The organism is Streptomyces cyaneofuscatus (assembly GCF_033109485.1).
Lineage (GTDB): Bacteria > Actinomycetota > Actinomycetes > Streptomycetales > Streptomycetaceae > Streptomyces > Streptomyces cyaneofuscatus.
The window spans coordinates 8076859-8098075 of record NZ_CP137002.1 but is presented as its reverse complement, the minus strand read 5'-3'; the positions used below and the strand labels follow the sequence as shown (position 1 = coordinate 8098075).

The 21217-nt window shown below is 69.1% G+C and carries 19 protein-coding genes and 8 pseudogenes; 11 read left to right on the top strand and 16 right to left on the bottom strand.

Going from position 1 to position 21217, the window contains the following annotated elements:
- The first annotated feature begins 50 nt into the window (after window positions 1-50).
- Together R2B67_RS35825 and R2B67_RS35820 are read left to right on the top strand one after the other, a co-directional pair.
- Complete coding sequence (locus R2B67_RS35825; protein ID WP_317824738.1) at window positions 51-752, top strand: restriction endonuclease; 702 nt, start codon at window positions 51-53, stop codon at window positions 750-752.
- Window positions 753-1060: 308 nt separating this feature from the next.
- A complete protein-coding gene (locus tag R2B67_RS35820; protein WP_317824737.1) occupies window positions 1061-1681 on the top strand; it encodes a hypothetical protein in 621 nt (206 codons plus the stop codon).
- Window positions 1682-1985: 304 nt separating this feature from the next.
- Here R2B67_RS35820 and R2B67_RS35815 read toward each other — a convergent pair whose 3' ends face one another.
- A complete protein-coding gene (locus tag R2B67_RS35815) occupies window positions 1986-2318 on the bottom strand; it encodes a DUF6234 family protein (RefSeq protein WP_317824736.1) in 333 nt (110 codons plus the stop codon).
- A 268-nt stretch (window positions 2319-2586) separates the two neighbouring features.
- Between R2B67_RS35815 and R2B67_RS35810 the strand changes: the two genes are divergently transcribed.
- From R2B67_RS35810 to R2B67_RS35800, 3 genes are all read left to right on the top strand, one after another.
- A complete protein-coding gene (locus R2B67_RS35810; RefSeq protein ID WP_317824735.1) occupies window positions 2587-3012 on the top strand; it encodes a DUF3592 domain-containing protein in 426 nt (141 codons plus the stop codon).
- Window positions 3013-3318: 306 nt separating this feature from the next.
- Complete coding sequence (locus R2B67_RS35805; RefSeq protein ID WP_317824734.1) at window positions 3319-4074, top strand: MFS transporter; 756 nt, start codon at window positions 3319-3321, stop codon at window positions 4072-4074.
- 12 nt (window positions 4075-4086) lie between these two features.
- Window positions 4087-4632, top strand: coding sequence for an MFS transporter (locus tag R2B67_RS35800; protein ID WP_317825054.1), 546 nt, complete (start codon window positions 4087-4089; stop codon window positions 4630-4632).
- A 517-nt stretch (window positions 4633-5149) separates the two neighbouring features.
- On the opposite strand, the gene R2B67_RS35795 is transcribed toward R2B67_RS35800, so the two are convergent.
- The 12 genes and pseudogenes from R2B67_RS35795 to R2B67_RS35750 all read right to left on the bottom strand — a co-directional run bounded on the left by R2B67_RS35795 (window position 5150) and on the right by R2B67_RS35750 (window position 13917).
- The gene (locus R2B67_RS35795; RefSeq protein WP_317824733.1) at window positions 5150-5293 is read right to left on the bottom strand and encodes a hypothetical protein; all 144 of its coding nucleotides are present in this window, start codon (window positions 5291-5293) and stop codon (window positions 5150-5152) included.
- A 28-nt stretch (window positions 5294-5321) separates the two neighbouring features.
- Entirely contained in the window at window positions 5322-6257 is a 936-nt protein-coding gene (locus R2B67_RS35790; RefSeq protein ID WP_317824732.1) for a LysR family transcriptional regulator, read from the bottom strand.
- Window positions 6258-6326: 69 nt separating this feature from the next.
- Entirely contained in the window at window positions 6327-7280 is a 954-nt protein-coding gene (locus tag R2B67_RS35785; RefSeq protein ID WP_317824731.1) for a DMT family transporter, read from the bottom strand.
- A 135-nt stretch (window positions 7281-7415) separates the two neighbouring features.
- A pseudogene (locus R2B67_RS35780) lies at window positions 7416-7586 on the bottom strand (DUF4287 domain-containing protein).
- Between the two features lie 96 nt (window positions 7587-7682).
- Window positions 7683-8093: a DoxX family protein gene (locus R2B67_RS35775; RefSeq protein ID WP_317824730.1), complete on the bottom strand. Its 411-nt coding sequence runs from the start codon at window positions 8091-8093 to the stop codon at window positions 7683-7685.
- A gap of 102 nt (window positions 8094-8195) precedes the next feature.
- A pseudogene (locus R2B67_RS35770) lies at window positions 8196-8348 on the bottom strand (HNH endonuclease); the annotation flags it as partial.
- Between the two features lie 376 nt (window positions 8349-8724).
- Window positions 8725-8844: pseudogene (locus R2B67_RS36150) on the bottom strand (HNH endonuclease); the annotation flags it as partial.
- A gap of 734 nt (window positions 8845-9578) precedes the next feature.
- Window positions 9579-10724, bottom strand: coding sequence for an ATP-grasp domain-containing protein (locus R2B67_RS35765; protein WP_317824729.1), 1146 nt, complete (start codon window positions 10722-10724; stop codon window positions 9579-9581).
- A 55-nt stretch (window positions 10725-10779) separates the two neighbouring features.
- A complete protein-coding gene (locus R2B67_RS35760; RefSeq protein ID WP_317824728.1) occupies window positions 10780-11715 on the bottom strand; it encodes a serine O-acetyltransferase in 936 nt (311 codons plus the stop codon).
- A gap of 680 nt (window positions 11716-12395) precedes the next feature.
- On the bottom strand, window positions 12396-12641 hold the full coding sequence (locus tag R2B67_RS35755) for a hypothetical protein (protein WP_317824727.1): 246 nt from the start codon (window positions 12639-12641) through the stop codon (window positions 12396-12398).
- 180 nt (window positions 12642-12821) lie between these two features.
- Window positions 12822-13012, bottom strand: a pseudogene (locus tag R2B67_RS36145) (hypothetical protein); the annotation flags it as partial.
- An 83-nt stretch (window positions 13013-13095) separates the two neighbouring features.
- Window positions 13096-13917, bottom strand: coding sequence for a nucleotidyltransferase domain-containing protein (locus R2B67_RS35750; protein WP_317824726.1), 822 nt, complete (start codon window positions 13915-13917; stop codon window positions 13096-13098).
- 332 nt (window positions 13918-14249) lie between these two features.
- On the opposite strand from R2B67_RS35750, the gene R2B67_RS35745 reads away from it, so the two are divergent.
- A complete protein-coding gene (locus R2B67_RS35745) occupies window positions 14250-15146 on the top strand; it encodes a polysaccharide deacetylase family protein (RefSeq protein WP_317824725.1) in 897 nt (298 codons plus the stop codon).
- A gap of 71 nt (window positions 15147-15217) precedes the next feature.
- On the opposite strand, the pseudogene R2B67_RS35740 reads toward R2B67_RS35745, so the two are convergent.
- Window positions 15218-15355: pseudogene (locus tag R2B67_RS35740) on the bottom strand (ATP-binding protein); the annotation flags it as partial.
- A 74-nt stretch (window positions 15356-15429) separates the two neighbouring features.
- Between R2B67_RS35740 and R2B67_RS35735 the strand changes: the two are divergent.
- Window positions 15430-15564 (top strand): hypothetical protein, encoded by a 135-nt coding sequence (locus R2B67_RS35735; RefSeq protein ID WP_317824724.1) that lies wholly within the window; start codon window positions 15430-15432, stop codon window positions 15562-15564.
- A 268-nt stretch (window positions 15565-15832) separates the two neighbouring features.
- A pseudogene (thrS, locus tag R2B67_RS35730) lies at window positions 15833-17058 on the top strand (threonine--tRNA ligase).
- A gap of 12 nt (window positions 17059-17070) precedes the next feature.
- Here thrS and R2B67_RS36140 read toward each other — a convergent pair.
- A pseudogene (locus R2B67_RS36140) lies at window positions 17071-17177 on the bottom strand (site-specific integrase); the annotation flags it as partial.
- A gap of 549 nt (window positions 17178-17726) precedes the next feature.
- Here R2B67_RS36140 and R2B67_RS35725 point away from each other — a divergent pair.
- A pseudogene (locus tag R2B67_RS35725) lies at window positions 17727-18116 on the top strand (IS5 family transposase); the annotation flags it as partial.
- 977 nt (window positions 18117-19093) lie between these two features.
- On the opposite strand, the gene R2B67_RS35720 reads toward R2B67_RS35725, so the two are convergent.
- A complete protein-coding gene (locus tag R2B67_RS35720; RefSeq protein WP_317824723.1) occupies window positions 19094-19699 on the bottom strand; it encodes a hypothetical protein in 606 nt (201 codons plus the stop codon).
- Between the two features lie 48 nt (window positions 19700-19747).
- Between R2B67_RS35720 and R2B67_RS36135 the strand changes: the two genes are divergently transcribed.
- The gene (locus R2B67_RS36135) at window positions 19748-20473 is read left to right on the top strand and encodes a helix-turn-helix domain-containing protein (protein ID WP_398869549.1); all 726 of its coding nucleotides are present in this window, start codon (window positions 19748-19750) and stop codon (window positions 20471-20473) included.
- Between the two features lie 204 nt (window positions 20474-20677).
- Entirely contained in the window at window positions 20678-20995 is a 318-nt protein-coding gene (locus R2B67_RS35710) for an STAS domain-containing protein (protein WP_317824722.1), read from the top strand.
- The last annotated feature ends 222 nt before the right edge of the window (window positions 20996-21217 follow it).

The following is a 21217-nucleotide window of genomic DNA, read 5'->3' as shown; positions in this document are numbered from 1 at the left end:
AAGCCGACGGTGTCCTACCCGATCCGCTTCCCCTCACCCAAGGCCGGACGGTGAGCGCCCGGCGATCTCCCGGGCGGCGGCCGCCCGCGCGGCGACCGCGCAAGCGGCGCCCCAGCAGAAGGAAGCGGCAGGAGGAGCAGCTCCTGGTCCTCGCGGCCGGCGGGGTCATGGCCGCCGCGGTGGTGTGGGCGGTGCTCTCCTGGCTGGTGGCGAACTGGTGGATCCTCATCGTGCTCGGCGCCGCCGCGATCGTGGGCGGGGCGGTGTGGGGTCACCGCCTCCAGCAGCAACGCGCCTGGGACCGGGTCCGGCAGCAGGCCCTGCGGTACAGGCTGCCGCAGCTGGACGCCCTGCACCACCGCGACTTCGAGTACGCGGTCCGTGACCTGATGCTCCGCGACGGGTGCACCGACGCCCGGCAGATCGGCGGGGCCGGCGACAACGGCGCCGACGTCCTGGCCACCAACCCCCTCGGCCGGACCTGGGTCATCCAGTGCAAACACCGCCGCGACGGCGACCGCGGCTCCCCCGTCGGCACCCCCGACCTCCAACGCGTCAACGGCACCGCCCGCCAGCTCTACGGGGCCGACATCGTCCTGCTCGTCACCAACGGCCGCTTCACCACCCGCTGCGCACCCCTCGCTACGCAGCTGCACATGCACCTCACCGACCGGCGCACCCTCGCCACCTGGGCCGGCAGCGGGCGACCGCCACGACGAGCTCAGCGAGGAGCAGCAGCAGCTCCTCACTGATATCGGCATCACCACCGAGGTAGCCCGCACGGCCGCGAAGCCCGCACGCACGGCTCCGAAAGCACCGGCTGTCACCACCGACCCCGAGATGAAAGACAAGACCAGCCACGCCAGAGGAGTTACAGATCCCGCAACTCCCACCGGTCCACGTCGCGCACGGCATGCCGCCGAGCCGAAGCGTCCCCGCGAGCCGGGCAGCCGCCTCGACCCACTCCTCGCCGCCCCAGCAGCAGACCCCGACAACCCCCAGAACGAACACCGGCACACATCTTCAAAGCACTCTGGGAACACCGCCCCCCAGTCAGCGCATGACCACCCCCTCCCTCATCCCGGCGGACAAGACGGAGCAGCAAGCCGTGACAGACCAACCACTCGCCCTCGCGCCCGATCGATGGCACCGCCTCGCAACTGCCCACCAGGCCTACACCGAGACCGTCAGCCCTTACTACGACGAGACCCTGCAGGAAGTGACACGCCGTGCGTGCACCAGCGGAAGCATCGGCAAAGCCGACATCGGAGCACTGCTGATGTGGAAACGGCTCAGAGCCGATACGCCCTGGGCCGCTGAGCTCATGGCGCTCGCGGACTCCGACGTGCGCCGCGCAACCGCCGCGGCCACGGCCGCCGCCCAGGACACCTCTCTCAGCCGCCGCTCGGCAGCGCGAGCCGGCCGAGCAGCCCTGGCCTCACTACCCGGTTTCCGTTCTGGCGACGCCCTCGCCTCCGCCGTCCTCACAGCAGCCGCACCGGACCGCATGGCTGTCTACGACCGCCGTGCCCACGACGGACTGCACGCCCTTGGCATCAACCTCAGCCACGCACCCGGACGCTACAGCCGCTGTATAGAAGCGATCGACCAGCTCCTGACCACCGCTCCAGACCCCATCCGCCCCTGGACCGCCCGCGACATCGACACCGCCCTGTACTGAATGACCGCATAACAGCACTCAACGAACCTGAGCAACACACCCGGAACATGACCACACCTGACCAGCACCCGCTCCACCTGATGAAACAACAGCTCAGCTCAGAGAACTGAAACCCGGCCCCCCACCATCAAGCGGCGAAAGCTCAACCCGGAACACCATCGCCACCCACACCAAACTGATCAGCCCAGGCCAGCCCACCACCCACTGATCAGAAAAACCGCCCCTGGACATCGAGCAGCTCGCCGCCCACGCCCTGGAATGGGCCACCACCTGAGACGACTGTCGCGGCCCGAGCGCGCACCTCTCAACAGTGGGCCGCGTAGCGGATACACCCAGGTGATGTGTGGCTGGTGTCCCACTGGTGCTGCGCCACCATCAATACCCCGCCTACCAGGAGGGCCACCAGCGCCTGTGCCACCACCGTCCGCCAGGCACGACAAACTTCTGCGAGAACCGCCACGGTGAGTACGACGACCAGCAACACCTGCGTACGCCCGATGTGAGCGAGGCCGGCCACATCGATCTGGCTCTGATCGCCTTGCGCCGCCCACACATCCATGCCGAGACCGAGCACCCAGTCCAGCACCAGCCACGCGGTCACCAGCAGGAACAGCGAGATGGCGAAGGCGAGATCCACACCCCGTGGTGTGGGATGCGACCAGGGGCACCAACGCTCCGCCACTACAGAGGAGTTCGTTATGCCAGCAGGATGCCGGGGCGGGCCGCGGCGCGCATGAGCACGCGTACTCACCTCAACATGCAACTGACCGACCAGTAGCGCGAACAGCTCGCCGCCCTCGGCATCGACTGGGCCACCACCACCTGACACCGAGCACGTCCGTCTGCTTGCTTCTGTGTCTCATATCGATCTTCCTGGCGGTTGCCTGGCGTGTGACCATCGACGAATGTCAGGACTGATGTGGGTAGCTGTTGTCTGCGTGCTGTTCCCGCTGCCTTTTCTCGTCTGCTTCGGAATCTATCCGCTGTGGCTCCGCCGGCACCTGAAAAGGGTCGGCGTTTCCGCAACCGGGAAGTGCCGGACGATATCGACCTCCGAGGGCCGCTACTCGACCAGCTTCGAGTTCGTGACCCCGTCCGGTCGACGGGTCATCTACGCATCCCCGCTCAGCGGAGGCCGCTGGGGCGAGCCGGGAAAGGCAGCCGTCCTCGTGTACGACCCGCGGCACCCGCACCGCTTCGTACGCAGCCGAAGGGAGCTCAACGCCCGCTCCGAGGCCTGGTTCTCACTCGGCGTTCTCGCTGCTGCGGAAATCACCATGCTCCTGGGCATGGTGCTGGTCATACTTCACGAGAACGGCATCATTCACTGATCACCGGGCGTCGCCCTCCGAGCTACCACGAGGCCCTGCTTCCATGCCCGGCACCGACCGCGATCACCCGATCGACACTCCCGCTCGACGAGAGATCCCGGCCACCCGGCCTCGCGGACACGAAATTGTGGGGCATCGCCGAGCTGCCCAGGGCTAGGTTGGCGCGGTGCATCCGATCCGGTTTGAGGCTTCTACGACAGACGGCGTCCATCTCTTCCACTACCTCCCGGGCGATGACCTGGCGGTGACTCGGCACTGGCCTGGCCTTTGGCAGGAATGGCCTGAGGAGGGGACGCCGTACACCGAGTGGGCGGTGAACAACAACAACATGGAGGAAGTCGCCGTCTATGTGGGCCTGGTGTGGCAGCTGACGGCGGGCCTGGACCGCTATGCGATCCCGACCTACTACTGCGACGACGCCTCGGCGCGCTCGCTGACGGCATCATGCTGCCGTTTGTCATCCTGTGGGCCCACCGCGCCGGAGGACTCAGCGGAGCGGCGGCCGGGGCCCTCTTCCTCGTCCAGGCAGTCGGCGAGTTCACCGGCGGCCTGGTCGGCGGCGCGCTGGCCGACCGGATCGGGCACCGCCGCATGCTGCTGCTCTCCACCACGGGGATGGCCCTGGGCTACGGCAGCGTGTTCCTGGTCCACCACGCCGTGTTCGCCATCCTGCTGTTCCTGGCGGCAGGGCTCTTCGAGTCGGCGTTCCATCCCACGATCGCCGCCCTCATCGGCGACCTGCACGCGGGGGAGGACCTCCACCAGGCCTACGGCCTGACCCGCATGGTAGCCAGCGTCGGCGGCATCGTCAGTCCGATCCTGGGAGCGGTCGCCGTCACCTTCTCGCTGTCGAGCGTCTTCGCCGCAGCGGGTGTGCTGCTAGTCGGCGCCGCGGTCGTCGTGTTCGTCGCCGTGCCCACGGACCGCGCCCTGGGCCCCGAGACCACGGAGAAGGGAGAGGCCGAGGAGCTGCACCGCTCCTTCACCCACATCCTGCGCGACCGCCGGCTGGCCCTGCTGATTCTCGGCGGCAGCCTGCTGACCATCACGTTCACCTGGTGAGAAGCCGACGGCCTGGTCCTGCTGAACCGCGTAGAATCCATCAGCCCCACCGCGTACGCGGCCCTGTTCGCCGTCGACGCCCTCGCCATCATCCTGTTCCAGATGCGCATCAGCCGCTGGGCCCGACGCCGGGGCACCGGCCGGCTCCTCTTCCTGGGCGCAGCCCTCCAAGGCGTGGGCCTTGGAGGATTCGCCGCCGCCGGCCTCGGCTACCCCGCCCTCGTCACGGCGGCCCTCGTCACCTCCTTCGGCATGATGATCTACGGCCCCGCCACCTCCGCCTTCCTCAGCCGCCACGCCCCCACCGGCCGTACCGCCACCTACCAGGCCGCCCTGTCCACCACCCAGGACATCGGCTCCGCGATCGGCCCGATGTCCGGACTCGCCCTCGGCCGCATCGGCCCCCCGGCCCTGATCTGGCTCTGCGCCCTCCCCCTGGGCCTCCTGGCAGGACTCGCGAACGCCCGCGCCGCCCGGACCCCGCACAAGACCGCCCCCGCCACACAGCCGCAACCCCACACCCCCCACATCCCGCCGCAACGCGACCCGGAGAGCTGACAACGACCCCCGCAAGCAGCGCGGGCCCGGTCACGGCGGGGACGCTCCGGGGCTGGGTCACCGTTCGCCGACCTGGTCGTTGAGCGGGCATGACATCTCCCTCTCGCCGACCGCTCATCGTTCTCGGCATCGCTGCCGCCGCCATCGGCACCGGCCTGGGCACAGCCACGCCCGCCAGTGCCGGAGGCATCGGGGACTTCCTTTCCCCGGCCTTCGCTGCCGACTGCGCCAACCACGACACCCGGCCGCACTCGGCCGGAACCACCACTGCGGGCACCGGGAGCGTGGACGGCAACCTGCTCGGGGGTGCCACTCGGTGCGCCCCTCAACCAGTGCGGCGGTGCCGACCTCAAACCCAACGGCGGTTACAGCGACCCCGCCGCTGACTCCCAGAAGGGTGATCTCATCGCCCTGGACAACGCCGAGATCCTGACTGAGAACAACGTCCCCGTTCTCAACATTGGGTCCAGCCAGAGCTACGGAGACTAGAAGATCCCGGGCGGGGCCTGGGTGCTGGTCAGCGTGCGCGTATGACGTTGAGCGTGCCGTGGCGGCCCGTCCCGGCCAGCACCTCGACCACCAGGCCGGTGGCGAGTCCGGTGTAGGTCTCACCAGACGTGGCGCGGTGCTCGCCCGTGGCGGGGGCGTCGGCCAGGAGCACGCCGAGCCGGGCAGCCAGGGCTGAGCGGTTACCGCTGGTCGGTCGCGTGGTGTGGCGGGGCTGGCGCGTGAAGCAGTTCCAGCACGCGCCGCAGATCGGGGTGCTTGCCGGTGCCCGCACGGCTAACGGTGAATATGGTCCGGGAGACGGGATGGACCAGTGGGTGGAGGCTGAGGAACGCGGTGGTGTCCGGCAGTGCCATCCGGGGAATGAGGGCAGCCCCCGCTCCCGCGGCGACCAGGGCCGCCAGGACGGAGAAGTCGCTGCAGCGGGCCCTGATGTCCGGGACGAACCCGGCCGCGCCGCACGCACGTTGGATCATCTCGTAGCAGGAGGTCTCCGGCCCTGGGGTCAGCCACGGGAGATGGGCCAGGCGGGACAGGTCCGCCGACTGTCCGGCCGCAAGTCCCAGCGCGTCAGCCTGGTGGGGGTGCAGGACGAGCAGCACGGGTTCCTCCAAGAGGACGGCTTGCTCGCAGGAGGCGGGAAAGCTGCGCGGCAGCACGGTGTAGCTGTGGACTACGGCAAGGTCGGTGGAGCGCTTGCGCAATTCGTCGAGGGCGTCCTCGGGTTCCTGAACGGACAGTCGCAGCGCGAGCGCCGGGGCGGCATCGGTGTCGACCAGGCGTTGCCACAGGGGCGCGATGAGAGTGCGGGCGGCGGAGGCGAACGCGGTGATCCGCACGATGCCGTGCCGGCCGCTTTGCAGGGCGGCCAGCCCGGACTCGGCTGCCGCGAGCTCGGCCAGGATGGTCTCGGCGTGTGCCACCAGGAGTTCCCCGGCCGCCGTCAGGCGCAGGGTGCGCCCCTGCTTCTCCACCACGGGCGTGCCGGCTTCCTTCTGCAGGGCGGCCAGGTGTTGGGAGACGGCAGGTGGAATCAGGTGCAGGGCCTCCGCGGTGGCCGCGACGGTCCCGTATGCGGCGAGGTGCTGGAGGATGCGCAGACGGCGTACGTCAAGCACGGACGGCTCCTTGCTCGGTTCGGGGCTGGCTAGAGTTCAACGACGCAGCGCATGCCGTGCGAGGGCGTTTCACCGTGTCGATATGCGGCGGGCGGCAGCACGGCGGCCTGGGATGGCTTTGGGTGGGCGCCTGCTCTCGGGGGCGTAGGAGCGCTGAGGCTGCTTGCGCCGATTGATGAGGATCACCCCTGCGACGCTGACTGCACCGCCTACCAGCTCGACGAGGTGGGGCACCTCGTCCAGCCAGACGAAGGAGATGACCAGCGCCACGGGCGGCACTAGGTAGAGGGCCGCTGTGGAGGTTGCGAGCGGCAGACGGGCGACGGCGTAGGCCCAGATGACGAAGCCAAGCGCGGAGGGCAGCAGGCCCAGGTGGAGCGCGGAGGCCAGCGCGTCGGCCGGCGCATCGAGGGCCGCCTGCCAAGTGGCCGGGACCAGCGGCAGAGCGAAGACGGTGCCGGCGGCCATCGCGTAGGTGGCGACCTCCAGGCCCGTGTAGTGGCGCAGCAGAGGCTTGGTGGCGAAGTGGTAGACCCCTTGGAACATGGCGGCGGCCAGGACGATGAGGGCGGAGACTGTGAAGCCGCCGACACCCTTGGCCAGGCTGACGGTGGCCGCGCCGGCGATCGCGACGATGCTGCCGAGGATGATGTTCCGGCTCAGCCGCTCCTTGAGGAAGAGGCTGCCCAGCAGCACGCTGAAGACGGGAGCGATCGCGATCAGCAGGCTCGCCGTCCCCGCCGCCACCTCTACCTCGCCCCAGTTGAGCAGGACCTGATAGGCGGTGATGCCGGTGATCCCACACAAAGCGATCATCGGCAGGTCCCGGCGCCGGGGCAGCCGGACCTTCGCCAGTGGCGCCACCAGCAGCAGCGCCACGGCCGCGATCACGATCCGCAGGAACGAGAGCCCCGCCACTCCAAGGCCGTCGATACCGACCCGGATGGCGGGGAAGGCCGAGGCCCACAGCACGACGGTGCCGGCCAGGGCAAGAAAACGGGGGGAGACCATTCGCGGGAACATGGATCCAGCTTCCGGCCCCGGAACGGAAAGTTCCAGTTAGTCTTTATTGAAGAACACTTCAGTCATGCTTATTCGCTGCGGACTGTCTACTGCCGCCCCGCGGGCGCCGTAAGCGATCGACTTCGGCGGCGCCGACTACTTTCCGGCGTCCCCCGTCTTCTCTACGCGGACGTAAGCCACCAGGGCGTTGGCGTGCCCGTGACCGAAGCCGTGCTCGGCCTTGAGTCAGGAGACCAGCTCCGTGTGCCAGGTCAGCGGCGAGGAGCGGACGAGGTCCAGCCACTCCTCGAGAGGAGGTCCGTACATCTTCTCGATGGATGGGAAGTAGCTGGCGGGGCCCTTGGTTCGTGCAGTCTGCAGGGTCACGGCGCGTTCTCCTCTCTTCGTGCTCTTTGGGTGCGGTCAACGGCGGCGTGGAACGGTCAGGGTGTGGCGTCGGCCGTACGCGACCGCAATGAGGAGGGTGGCGGCGATCAGCGGGGTGGCCCAGTTGACGCCGTCCAGGAAGGCCCAGGTGTACACCTCGGCGCCGAGCATCACGCCGACCAGGCCGAGGGCGGCGAGCGCCGCCAGGCGCGGGACCAGCAGGCCGACGGCACCGGCCAGTTCCAGGACGCCGGTGAGGTACATGAGCCAGTCGCCCCAGCCGATCGCGTCGAAGGTGACGGTGGCCGAGGAGTGCGCCACGAGCTTCGGGGCGGCGCTGGCGAGGCCGTAGAACAGGGCCAGCAGGATCTGCAGACCCCACAGCGCGCGGTCGGCGCGGCGGGAGACGACGGGGGCGGTGGCGGCGGAGAGCGCGGTGGAGGTCATGGCCGGGTCCTTCACAGTGGCGCCGGGCACAGTGCCCGGTCACAGATATAGACGACCGCCGCCCCCCCGAACTCATCGGTTTCCGGGAGGCGTTCATTGTCCCCAGCGGAGCTTGGTGGCCGCCCACTCCCCCCGTACCGGCACTGCGCCTGTGAGGACGGCGGCATCCAGTCCGCCGGATCCTGAACCGACTTCTGCCGGTTGGTGCGCGCGGTCACCGCGACGAGCGAGACGTCCGCCCTGGTCCTTCGCGTACGGGTGTGAGGTGCGGGACGTGCCTGGTCGTGGCTCGCCCCGCTGTGGCTCAGTCTTCGGGGGGGCGCCCTGGAGGGCGACAAAGTGGTGCGCGCCGGCTGCGATGGCGCGGACGTCGGTGGTGCCGGTGACGTTGCGGGGCAGGGTGCAACCGCGAAGAGCAGTGGGCGACACGAGAGTGCCCGGGGCGCCGCGAGAGGTATCGGAGCGGGCAGGGTTCGCCGCGACATCGCATGCGGCCTGACAGCCCCGTCTCGGCGACGGCGGTGGGCTGCGTACGAACGAACGCCGGGCGCGAGAAGCAACTATGGAGGCGGATGACAGCCGTGCCCGGCCGGGGAGCCCCGCGGCCGGGCACACCTCAGCGGACGAGCGGTCAGGCGGCCGGTGTGTAGCGGACGATGGTGTCCTCGCACGGACCCTCTGCATACACCTTCAACGTCCCCAGCTCACGTTCATCCGCAGTGAGGCCCCAGCGAAGCTTGGTGGCCACCCACTACTCCAGGAGACCCGGACCTGTCCCGCACACCCATACGGCGCGGTCTGCCCAGACCCTATCCACACGTACGGACACACCAAGGGGCCCGGACCCATACGCAATACGGTCCCGGGGCCCCGTTCGACCTCCCCGCCGGACGTCCGGGTCGGTGCGGTGTCAGCCGGAGACGCCCGCCGCTCGTGAGGGCGGCGGGCCGTCGAGGTGGAACCCGTAGGGGCCAGCTGGCCACAGCAGGCTCCTCGGCTCGGGAGCTGGCGAAGCGGTAGGAGTCGGGCATGCCTCAATCGTGCCGTTGCGGGTCAGACGGACGACGATGGACACGCAGAGGCGGGGGTCGGTGAAGGTGCGGCTGTCAGATCGTCCTGGTGCGGATCCGTTGTGTGGAGAGGTCGTCGAGGAGTTCGACAAAGTGGGTTTGCAGAAGGACGCATTCCTCCGGAGACCGGCCCATGATGGTGGCGCCGAGTTTGCCGAAGGGTTCGAGGGCGGTCCAGAAGGGGGGACCACGCCGCGTGCGCGTGCGTGGTCGAATGTCAGATCCGATCGGCTGTTGAGCGCGCGGATCACGGCCGGGGTGGTAAGGCCCCGATAGGCGGGTGAGACCAGACCGTCGGTGCCGATGTAATGGACCTCGGTGCCGCGGTGGGTCAGTCGGCCGTCCTCGTGCCAGGTCCCCGGGACCAGGGCACGAGCCGTGCGGTGGGGGTGGGTGGTGCCGGTCTGACGTAGGTTCAGTTCGATGGCCGTGACGTCCCACCGGCCGTCGTCGCCCTTGCAGGCGAGGAAGTCGATGCCGACATGCCCGCGTACGCCGGCCCGGCCGAGTGACTCGGTGGCAGCGAGGGGCATCGTGATGATGGTGTCCCGGTAGGCGGCTGATGCCGGGAAGCGACACCCGAGGTACTGCAGGTCTTCGCCGAGGATCTGGTCGTGGGTGCCCAGGAGCTGGATGCTGGTTGCGCCGCCGACATCCTGACCGATGAACAGCAGGGCGCTCGGGGAGCATTTTTTCCTGCCGCAGGGGTTTCGAGGTACTGCTCGATGATCGCCCCATGGGCTGACAGGCCGCTGAGGAACTGGGCGCGCGTGATACTCCGGGTCAGTGGCTGGAGCGCCCGCAGGGCCGACAGGGCTGCTTCGCGCGTGGCGGCGGGAACCGTCACTACGGCTAGGCCATGGCCGGAGCCGTAGCCCTCGTTGATCTTCAGTAGCCATTTGCCGGGGCCGTGGGAGCGGACGAGACCGGCCGTCTGCCGAGCCAGTTCCGGCAGGCCGAAGGCCGGGGCGTAGGTGCCGGCGGCGTGGGGCAGGCCCGCCGCGCGGAAAATTTGCCGACTGCCCGCTTTCGAGCCTGCCCCCAGGGTCCGGGTGGGTGTCTCCCGGCACTCCAATCCGAGCCGCTCGGCAAGCTCGTCCATGCGGGCGCTGGCCTGATAGCAGGACAAGGGCTCGACGGCGTGGCCGCGTTCTCTGGCGCGCATGACCAGGGCACGTATCCTGCGCAGCAGATCCGGCCGGTCGAGCAGCTTCTCGCTCAGGTGCCGGTCGGAGGCGTCGTTCAGCCCGACGAGGATGTGCCGCTGCGGCCGGTCGTCCAGCCCGGTGGCACCCGGCGGGATGAGGCCGAGTACGTACTGCTCGACGCAGTGGGGTACAGCTGGTGCCTGGAACATCAGCAGTGCCAGGTCCGACTGGGTTCCGACGTCAAGGGACTCCCACATTCCTCGGACACAGGAGAGCCAGCGCCCGACGCCCTGCGCCATTTCCAGTTCCGAGAACTCCTGGGAGGGACAGGAGATCCGCAGCCGCAGCCGTGGGTGCCGCGCCAGATACGACTCGAAGAGGTCGATTCTTTCCACGGTGCGGGTGGCACGCATGGCGATCCGCCTTTCCGCGGCCGGCGCAGGGCCGGGACGTCCTTGTGCCGCGAGTTCAGCTGCGGGCCGTTGCTCTGAGGCTGTTCTCCTCCGTGCGGAACCGGTCCAGGATGTCGGCGACGGGCTGGACGTAGCAGGCCATCAGGCCGTGGACGAGCAGCCCGAGAGCGGCCGGACGAACAGGCCAGGAACCCTCCGGAAGGCAGTGCAGTTCGGTGTCGCCGGCCTTCACCACAGTGAGGAACCCACAGGGGATCCGCTCCTCGTCCACGACGACGGGCCGCGCCCCACGGAGCCTGCGACCAGTGATGACAAGGCGGCCTTCCACCATTGCGACCCCGTGCACGACCGGCGCGTCATCCGTCAGGGCGACCTGTGTCGTGGACACCACCCTCACCCGTGCGCCGTCCGGGACATCCGTGGTGACGCGCGCCCCGGGGTCGATGAGGCAGTCGTCGCCCACCCGCACCGGCCCGAACACGCATACATCACCGCCGATCTGCACGCGGCTGCCGATGCAGGGATGGCGGCGTGGCCGCGCCGGCCCGCCGGAATTCGAGACGATCTCTCTCGACCCAAGGACAACGTTCTGCACGAAGTAGCAGTCGTCGCCGATCTCGGAGTCTTCGCCGATGACCGTTCCCGATCCGTGGTCCACCACGAAACGGCGGCCGATTGTTGCACCGGGGTGGACCTCGACGCCGGTGGCCAGCCGCGCCTGCTCGGAGATCTTGCGGGCACTCGCTGCCAGCAGGCCCGTCGGCATGTTGGGAATGCGCAGGGTGCACAGGGTGTGGGCGAGCCGGTAGGCCATCACCGACCGGAAGCTGAGGTAGCCGGCGTAGATGTAGCGCTGATCACCGTGCGCCGCGGCGTCACGCCCCGCGAAGGCAGCCAAGTCCTCGGCCACTTGGGCTCCGACCTTCGACAGCACCTGCCGCACCACCCGGTCGGACAGCTCGGGTCCGTCGACGACGCCGAGCCAGTCCACGATGCCACACAGATCACGTTCAATTATGAACCGTGGGATTGTCGGAAATCGCATGACCTTCCTCCCAGCCTCGATTCTCAGCCATGCCAGGCCCCGCCCCTCCCCGGGCAAGGCCAGTCGAGTGAGCCCGCCCCTCATGACCTGCGACTCTCGGCGCTTCGACGGAAGCGCTCACCGCCGTCACCCAGGCCACGGAGAGCTAACGCTGGCGTCCGCGTGGCAGGACGCCCCGCCGGCGGATCGCTCCTTCGAGCTGATGGGCGCATCCTGTACCGATCCGGAACTGCCACGGCGTGCACCGACCGGCGCCCGTTCGCCGTCTGCTGCGTGACCTGTGGGCCCGGGCCGCGTTGGTCGGGGTGACAGATGCACTGTTCCGTCGCCCCACGGCGGGACGCGTGCGGGTGGTGGCCTCGACTCAGCTCCCTGTGTCGGGGCCATCGTTGTTCCCTCCCTCCGGTCGAGGCGCCCGGAGGGACGGCCGAGCCCGGTCGCAGAGGGCCGCCGGTGTCACGGTGCCGCCCCGTGAGGGCTGGTGGTCGTGGCCGGTTCGACGCTTCTGGTCGTGTGAGTTCATGCGGTGGGCGGCCAGAGCGGCGGCCCCGGTCTGCGCCTCGATCACGACTCCGAACTCCGGGCTCGGGGGAACATCGGTACAGCGGTTGGCGCTGAGAACGTGGTTAGGGCGTAAGGGCGCTGACCCGGTTCTCGTACTCGCGGCGGGCTTTGCGCTGCCGGGAGCGCGGGGAGGTCCTGGCCGCCGTCGAGCGACTGGCAGCGGCGAGGAGCTGGCGGTGTACGGCGGGGATGGCGCTGACGCGCAGGGCGTAGCCCTCGCGCCGTACGGCGACGCCTTGGTCGAGCGCGGCGCGCTCGACGGGCTCCAGCCCGGTGGTGCGGAGGTAGTCGGCGACCTTGCCTGGCATGTCGAGGGTGACCGGTAGCTCCGGGGCAGGGGCATCCTCCCCGGTGGTGGTGTGGTCGGGCAGGAGGTCGGCGACGGCGGCGCGGATGGCACCCCGGCTGACGTCGTGGTCGCGGGCGAGGGCGGCGATGGAGCGGCCTTCCAGGTACGCGGTGCGTACGTCGGCGATCTTCGCCGGCTCGCCTCCAACGTCGTCCTCGTCAAGCTCCGGAGCGTCCGGGTCGCGCAGCGGGCGCAGAACGCCGGCGGCCGGGGTGGAGGCGGTGAAGCTGTAGCGGCCGAGCAGGTTCAGGCGGTGTCCTTGTCACGGATCTCGTGGCCCTCGGCGCGGAGCTGGGCGACGGCGGCGTCGATGTACTTCGTGGTCCACAGCGTATCCGGGACAAACGGGCAGGCGGGCCCGAGTCTTTGTGCAGGTTGAACACTTAGGGTCGCGTCCGTGACAGTGCGCCTTGTCACCCCGGAGAGAGGTTGTCCAAGACATCGGCGGCCAACTGTTCCGCGTCGTCGATCGCGGCGGTGAGTTCGTCCGGGGTGGCGCCGAGTGCGTTGAACAGGGCGTGGGCGCGTGCGGAGAAGTTGGCCGGAGCGGTCGGGAGCTGCGCTGCCGCATGTACGGCTCCTTTCTCGTTGAGCACCCAGCACCCGGATTGGGCGTGCAGGGCGTGCACGAGGAGTCCCACCACGCGGAACAGGCAGCCGGCGATGTGAAAGGCGTCGCCTCGGGTTACTCCTTTGCGGGCGATGGACAAAGTGAACGGCACCTCCCATCGCGCGTTGGTGACCAGCGAGTCACGTAGGGGCTGCGGGTATGAGGTCTGGATCTGCTCCTTCAAGGCGGCCAGTTCACCGGTGGGGTCTGCGAGGATGCGTCCGAAGGCCACCTCACCGGCGTAGGCGTGCGAGTAGACCCCGAGCGGGTGGCCTGCCTGGGTGCCTACTTCGAAGTGCCCGGCCTGGCACTGCTGCCAGATCCGGTGCACGCGGTCCAGGTCGCGGTAGATCCAGTCGATGTGTGCCCCGTCGACGGTCAGCCAGCCACCGCCGTTGACCCAGGGGCCCCACCCGCCCGGCTCGGTCACTTCGGCTGCGCCGCCGGTCAGCTCGGTGGCGAGCAAGCGCAGGGCGGCGGTGTCCAGCGGAGGACGGTAGTAGAGGCCAAGATCGACGTCGGAGTCGGGACTATGCGTGCCGCGTGCCCGGCTGCCGCCGAGGCAGACCGCGACGATGCCGCCGACGCCGGTCACCCGGTTCGCGATCTTCGTTACTTGGTCCACTGGGTGGAGTCTGCCGAACGGGGCCGGTCCTGGCGACTGGATTACCGGTGACGGCTTGTGCCAGGGCCGAGGCAGCTTCGCAGTTCGAGGTTTTCGCTCTGGGGGGGGCTTCGAGGGCCTGCCGCAGGGCCTGGACCTCGCCGCGGTGCCGTCGCTTGAGCTGGTCAGTCGATGGTGGCTCTGTCGATGCCGAGCAGCAGCGTTTGTTGACCGGTTCCGGCGGCGTTGGGTGGTCAACAAGCTCGTTGATGTCGACGAGAAGTGACGGCACTGCCGTGGTGCCGCGTGGATACCCTGGTGCGCAACGTCCGGCTGGGCCTCAGACTGCGGGCATGGACGAAAGCAGTGGGCCCGAAGCCTTCACGCCTGAAACCAAGTCGAGTGAGTTACTGGGGCATCCGCCCGATGTCCGACAGCTGATCATCAACTGCGACGACTTCGGGATGTATCCCGCGATCAACGCCGCAGTGATCGAGTCGGTCGAAGAGGGCATCGCCAGTTCGTGCAGCCTGATGGTCCCGCCTCCGGCGGCGTCGCATGCCCTGGATCTGCTCAGTCGACGGCCGCAGGTCCCGTTCGGGATCCACCTCACCCTGGTGTCCGACTTTCCCAGCATGCCCTGGGGACCGCTGACTGACAGGGAACGGGTTCCCTCGCTGCTCGACTCAGCAGGCACACTGTTTCCCTCGACGCCCGCTGGACGGGCGGCTCTGCTCGGCCAGGCTCGGCCTGATGAGGTCGAGGTCGAATTCCGTGCCCAGATCGCTGTTGTCGCCGACACCGGGCTCACGCCGACCCATCTGGACTTTCATTGCCTGGCCGATGGCGGCCGCGACGACATCCTGGACCTCACGGTCGCGCTGGCCGCGGAGTACGGACTCGCGGTCCGGGTCTGGCTCGAACCAGCGCGCCGGTCGACACGGCAGCAGGGCCTGCCGGTCACCGACAACGACTTCCTGGACAGCTTTTCCCTCGGCATCGAGGGGAAAGCGGCCCGATACGTTCAGCTGCTAGGTGACCTGCCCGCCGGACTCAACGAATGGGCGTTGCATCCCAGCCTGGCCGATGAGGAGTTGCAGGCCGTCGACGGTGGCTGGCTCGTGCGCCGAACGGACTACGAGTTCCTGACATCGCCGCTAACCCGTGAGGTGCTCCAGCAGGAGGACATCCACGTGATCGATTACCAAGCAATCCAGCATGTCTGGTCCCAGAGCGCCAGCTTGCAATGAGTGACCCAGCCCGCTGCCCATCTGAACAGCGGGCCCTCAAGCGGCCAGCTGGCCTTGGTGGTTTCCTCGACTCATGCCCGAGTGGAGGCGAGGCGGTAGGAGTCGGTACCGGTCTCGATGATGCTGCCGTTGAACGTGAGCCGGTCGACGATGGCCGCGCAGGGCCTGGGGTCGGTGAAGGTCTTGCTCCGGCCGCCGAACGACTCGTTCAAGCATCCGCGAAGCACGCGCCAACGGCTGGCTCGGCGAGGTCGAGGGACTCCCGGTCAGCTTCGACGCGGCGATGGCCAAGCTCAAGAGCCTCAAGAACATCCCCACCGGCGGACGCCCTCAACTGGTCAACCTCGGCATGCCCGTCTTCACCGACGACGCATCACCGACTCAACCGGATGAAGGAGAACCCCGGCCACAAAGCTGATCAGCCCGCATCACCGGCCCGCCGCAGGCAGGGCCGCTCTCATCCAGGGGCTGTCCGGCGGATCTCCCGACCGAGGAATGACCGTGTGAACCGCGGTACATCCTGCTAACGTCTGCGACATGAAGCGCGCTGCTATGACGACGACGCCGGAGAGTGTCCCGGCGCGCTGACAGACGATCTGATCCGAAGCCCCGGGGCAAGTGCCCCGGGGCTTCGTCGTAGGCCCGGTCACTTGCTCCGCAAACAGCAAGAGACCGCGATGACCACCGTGCACGACCACCGCAAGCTCGGCCGTGAACTGCGCCTGTTCGACACCGATCCGCTGATCGGCGCCGGCCTGCCGTACTGGCTGCCCGACGGCGCGGCCGTGAGGCACACCCTGGAGGAGTACATCCGTGCCGCCGAGCGGCGGGCGGGCTACCAGCACGTGTACTCACCAGTCCTCGGCAAGCGGGAACTATACGAGATCTCGGGGCACTGGGCGCACTACAGCGACGACATGTTCCCCCCGATGAACCTCGGCGCAGAGCAGGTCGTCCTGCGGCCGAGCCTGTGCCCCCATCACGCGGTGATCTACCGCTCCCGCTCCCACAGCTACCGCGAACTGCCCCTGCGGATGGCCGAACTGGGCGGCATGTACCGCTCCGAACTCTCGGGCGTGCTCGGCGGACTAACCCGTGTGCGGGCCATCCAGCTCAACGACGCGCACATCTTCTGCACCCTGGACCAGGTCGCCGAGGAGGCGCAGGCGGCGCTGGAGATGATCCGCCAGGCGTATGAAGCACTCGGAATCACCCCCACTCGGTACCGTTGTCCCTCCCGGGTCCCGGTGGGAAGTACGTTGCCGCACCCGAGAAGTGGCAGTGGTCCACCGCCCTGCTGACCGACGTCCTCGACCGCTCCGGCCTGCCCTACGAGGCAGCCGAGGGAGAGGCCGCGTTCTACAGCCCCAAGATCGACGTCCAGGTCACCGACGGCGCCGACCGGGAGTCCACCCTGTCCACCGTCCAGGTCGACTTCCACCAGCCCGTGCAATTCGACCTGCACTACATCGGCGTGGACGGCGCCAAACACCGCCCGGTCATGGTTCACCGCAGCATCATTGGCAGCGTGGAACGAGCTGTCGCCCATCTCATCGAACAGCACGGCGGCGCCTTCCCCGCCTGGCTCGCCCCCACTCAGCTGGTCATTCTCCCGATCTCCGACACCGAACTGCCGAACGCCGCAGCCCTCGCCCAACGCTGCACCCATCTCGGACTGCGTGCCCAGGTCGCGGGACCGGACCGCGGCAGCCTGGGCGCCCGAATCCGAGAGGCACGCCTGGTCCCCTACCAAGCCGTCATCGGCCCCAAGGAGGCCGCTGACGATCACGTCGCACTGCGCTTGCGTGACGGACGCCGACTCGACCCGCAGCCGGTCAGCGACGCACTCACCCACATCAGCGCTCTCATCGGGACCCACAGCACCGACCTGTGGGCTGACCCCACCTCATAGCAGGCGTCGAGATCAGCGCCTGCTGTCACCCGGGGCGAGGAGCCGGTGATCTCCGCGATGGCGTCAGGCGAGGGCTTCAAGTAACGGCGGACGTTCTTCAGCTTCCTGTGTCTCGACTGAGGCTCGGCGGATCACGCTCGGAGGCAGAGTCGAATCGCGGCCACCGAGGCGGTTGATCGTCCGCTCAACCCCGTTGCGACGTTTGTGCCTGTTCCCTGTCGAAGCCGGTGAGCCGACCGCCCTCGCTTCCGCAGCGATGGCGGTTGGCCCGCTCGTTCTTCGTGCGGCTCCACGGCTGCTTCTCCTCGATTCTGGCCGTCTCCCCTTAGTCCGGAAAAGCTCCGTCGTCGTCGCGGAAGAACTCGCCGCCCGGCTCCAGGCCGCCGGCATCGGAGCGGAGACCGAGCACCAGCACATCGACCAGCCGATCCTCACGTGAAGGACCTGTTCACCGAACACGAGCTGGCCGCGCCCCGCCTCCTGGCCCAAGGTCATACGCAGGTCGATATTGCCCAGACCCTACGGATCCGGCCGGAGACCGTGGGCCATCTGCTGAATCGTGCGCGCATCCTCCTCCGGGCCCGGACACTCCCTCACGCCGTCGCCCTCGGCTACGAGACCGGCCTCCTAGGCCGTGTCCGGAAAGTCGTTGGCTCGTTGCTCCGTTCGTGGTGCGTAGGCATGAACTGACTGATGAATCGTGGGCGTTGATCGCTCCGTTGCTGGCGCCGGGCCGGATGGGCAGGCCTGTTCGGAACCGGCGGCAGGTGGTGGACGGGATCTTGTGGAAGCTGTCCACCGGGGGCTGCCTGGCGCGACCTGCCCGAGCGGTACGGGCCGTGGAAGACGGTCTACGAACGCTTCCGGTACTGGTCCGCTGACGGCACCTGGGACCGCCTGCCGGCCCACGTCCAGCAGCACTTCGATGCCGTCGGGCGGGTCGACTGGACGGTCGCCTGTGTGGACTCGACCACGGTCCGGGCCCATCAGCACGCGGCCGGGGCCCGAAAAGGGGGCTCTGGGAGGGCGAGGCGCTCGGCCGGTCGCGGGGCGGTCTCAGGCTTCGTCGGCTCGGAGTGCGGACACTGCTTCGGGAGCCTCGCTCCGCGCCTCGGCCGGGTCCCTTGAGCCCGGAGGCCCTCTCCAGCGGTGTACGGGCGGGGTCGGTCGTCGCGCAGGGCCGACTCAGCGGAGCTGAATTCCCGGCGGATTCGGCGGGTGATGGCCTCATCACCTCATTGACGGGATAGACCCGGCGGCTGAGGACCACCGCGTCGCCGGTGACGGGTTCGGGCTTGACCGGGCCTGGCGCAGGGGGGCGGGCCCGGTCGCGGCCCTCGAAGGCGGTCTCCCCGAGCGTGAGGGCGAGGGCTAGGTTCCGCCAGAACACTCTGGCGCTCATCGCCGTCGGTCAGCACCACGCCGTCATCGTGCACGGCGAGCGCCACCGCCCGCCGTCCGCCAGGTCCGTCGATATGCGCGGGCAGCGTCCCGCGCGCCGACCCGGCCGAGAACTCCGGCTCGCCCGTCAACGGCACTTCCCTCTCCGGCGGGGACTCCTTTCGCCACCAACCAGCCACAAGCTCCCCCCGGCGTCGGCATGCAACGCCGGCGTTGATGTATGGAGTTAGCCAACTTCGCCCCGGCGAACACACTAACCGGCGGACAGGATGCGGGGCCAGAGCATCACAACAGGGGGAAGACCTGAAACCCTTAGGCGGTGTTCACCTCGGTCCTGGGCGATGTGGAGGTGCGGCGGGGCCCTGGTCGAGGAGGGGGAGCGCCGGGCCGGGGATGGTGGTGGGGTCGGCATCGAGGAGCGGGGCCGTACGTGGGAGCAGGTGCTCAGCGGGGCGGGACGCGGACCGCTACGGGTGTTCATGTCGGGCGGTGACCGCACCTCGGCGGTGCGGAATCCCCGCCGCAGTCCGGCCCCTCTCTGCCGTCTGCGGGGCAGGTGGGCTCGACAGTGGCGCGCCCGGGTTCCGGTCGCGCCGCTGTCGAGCTGTGGTCAGCTCTGGGGGGAGTCCCCGGGTCAGTGGAGCTTGTTGACGGCGGTCTTCGTCGTGGTGCGGAAGGCGGTCAGCGGGGCGTCCTCGAGGTCGCCCATCTGGCCCCAGCGGACGAGGGTGACGGTGCGGCCGTCGCGGCCGACGGAGAAGAGGTGGATGTCGGAGCTGCCGATCTGCGGGTCGGAGGTGTCCAGGCTGTAGACCCAGGCGCCCTCCTCGACGGCGAGCTTGCCGTGGGACGCGCTGACGGCCTGCAGGCCGGGGTTCTGCTGCTCCAGCAGGGGGCCGCAGCCGGCGAGGGCCCCGCGGAGGGTGTTGACCAGTTTCACGGCGTCGGCTTCGGTGCGGGCGACGGTGGTGACCTGGACGCCGTTGGTGTCGAGCTCGGTGCTGAACTCGCGGTAGCGGGTGTTCTGTGCCGGGATCTTGTACGGGGCGCAGAGGACGCCGCCGTTCTCCGGGACGCCGGTGAAGACCTGGGTGGCGGTCCACGGCGTCGACGACGGCGGCATCTGGGAGGCGGCGAGGAAGGCGGGCTGTGCAGCGGCCTGCGCCGGGGCCGTGGCGAGGGCCGCGAGGCCCAGTGCGGCTGCGGCTGCGGCGGCGAGTGCGGTGCGGAGCTTGTTCATGGTGGTGGGTCCCCCGTCGGGTCGCTCTTCGGTCAGTGCTCCACCAGCGTGCGGCCGGCGCCCGCCGGCTGCAACGATCACGCGCCCACGATTCGTCCCGGAACGATTCCACCCTCGCTGACGTGCAGGGACGTGAAGGATGGGACGCCGGTCGAGGGGGATGGAGTGCCGAAGGAAGCCGCCGTCCAGGAGTTCGCGGAACTTGTGCGCGCACTGAAGGCGCGGGACGGGAGAAGTTACGAGCCGCTGGGCCGGCGGCTGAGCGTCAGCGCGTCTACCCTCCACCGCTACTGCTCGGGCACGACCGTCCCGGAGGAATCACCGTGGTCGACCGCCTCGCCCCCCTGCTGTACGGGGCGAACGAGGAGGAACGGCGGGCCCGCCAGGTGGCCTGGGCTGAGGCGGACCGCGCCCGTCGAGCGGCCTCGCCCGCGCCCACGCCTGTGCAGGCCGTGTCGAGCCCGGAACCGTCCGCGCCGGAACCGGAACCGGGCCCGGCCCCGCGCCGCATCCGTCCGCTGGGACTTCGGCGCCATGCTCCCCTCCCCTTCGCGTCGGACAGCACGGACTGGAGCTCGTTCTCACGGTCTGCCAGGACTTCGAACTCCGCCGAGAAGCCGTCGGCAAACGCGTGTCCGTGCAGATCACGCGCGGGGCGCCTCCGGCGCGGAGGGATACGCGGGGAGCAGGGCGCCACGACGGGGGCGTGTAAACGCTTGTGGGCCCCCGGCCGACTGCCGAAGCCGAGGCAGGCCGCCCCGCGACCATAAGTGAGGGGTGCAGCAGGCCAGAGCCTGCTGTAATCCTCGTCGGTATTCCTTCAGCACGGCCGGGATCTCACTGGCGCCACGGACCTGCTCCCCACCCCTGGCTGGTGTCCAGCCAGAGCTGCCCGGCAGGGCACTCCTCCCGCCCTGCGGGCAGCGGGGTATGCCCCTGGCACCTGACGCGATCTCACGGCAGGGAATACTCACCTCCATGTCGACCCCCGAACGCAGACTGAGCAGCGTGCCGCTGGCCGTCATAGCACCCCGCGGCGAATTCGACCTGGACTCCCTCCCACCCCTCCAGGCACAGATCGACGCCGCCCTGGCCGATAACACCGGCGTCATCCTCGATGCCAGCGGCATCACCTTCGCCGACTCCATGTTCCTCAAACTCCTTCTCACCACCCACCAACGCACCGATCTGCGCATAGCCGCCCCCTCCGAGACGATCGAACGCCTGCTCGCCGTCGTCGGCGCGGACGCCGTTCTCTGCGTCTACCTCACCGTCGAGCAAGCCCAGAACGCCTGACCCCACCGTCGATAGCTGCTGTGGCGGGGCGTGTCCCTTGCGCGCCCCGCCCGGCCCCGGAGATCTGCAGCGCGAGAACGATGTACGTAGAGCGCCACTCGTGATGGCCGATCCGGGCCGGCCGCACGATAAGCCGCGCTGGTGGAGATGCGGGCTCCTCTGCCCCGCGTGAGGATCAGCAGATACGACGTAGCCGGCCCGGCGCTTCCGACCGGGCCTTCC

Excerpts from the sequence above, each read along its gene's own strand:
- R2B67_RS35775 (WP_317824730.1), bottom strand. The coding sequence starts at position 8,093 with ATGACCTCCACCGCGCTCTCCGCCGCCACCGCCCCCGTCGTCTCCCGC.
- R2B67_RS35765 (WP_317824729.1), bottom strand. The coding sequence starts at position 10,724 with ATGCGTGCCACCCGCACCGTGGAAAGAATCGACCTCTTCGAGTCGTAT.
- R2B67_RS35745 (WP_317824725.1), top strand. The coding sequence starts at position 14,250 with ATGGACGAAAGCAGTGGGCCCGAAGCCTTCACGCCTGAAACCAAGTCG.
- R2B67_RS35810 (WP_317824735.1), top strand. The coding sequence starts at position 2,587 with ATGTCAGGACTGATGTGGGTAGCTGTTGTCTGCGTGCTGTTCCCGCTG.
- R2B67_RS35710 (WP_317824722.1), top strand. The coding sequence starts at position 20,678 with ATGTCGACCCCCGAACGCAGACTGAGCAGCGTGCCGCTGGCCGTCATA.
- R2B67_RS35820 (WP_317824737.1), top strand. The coding sequence starts at position 1,061 with ATGACCACCCCCTCCCTCATCCCGGCGGACAAGACGGAGCAGCAAGCC.
- R2B67_RS35720 (WP_317824723.1), bottom strand. The coding sequence starts at position 19,699 with ATGAACAAGCTCCGCACCGCACTCGCCGCCGCAGCCGCAGCCGCACTG.
- R2B67_RS35755 (WP_317824727.1), bottom strand. The coding sequence starts at position 12,641 with ATGCCAGGCAAGGTCGCCGACTACCTCCGCACCACCGGGCTGGAGCCC.
- R2B67_RS35735 (WP_317824724.1), top strand. The coding sequence starts at position 15,430 with ATGGCCAAGCTCAAGAGCCTCAAGAACATCCCCACCGGCGGACGCCCT.
- R2B67_RS35785 (WP_317824731.1), bottom strand. The coding sequence starts at position 7,280 with ATGTTCCCGCGAATGGTCTCCCCCCGTTTTCTTGCCCTGGCCGGCACC.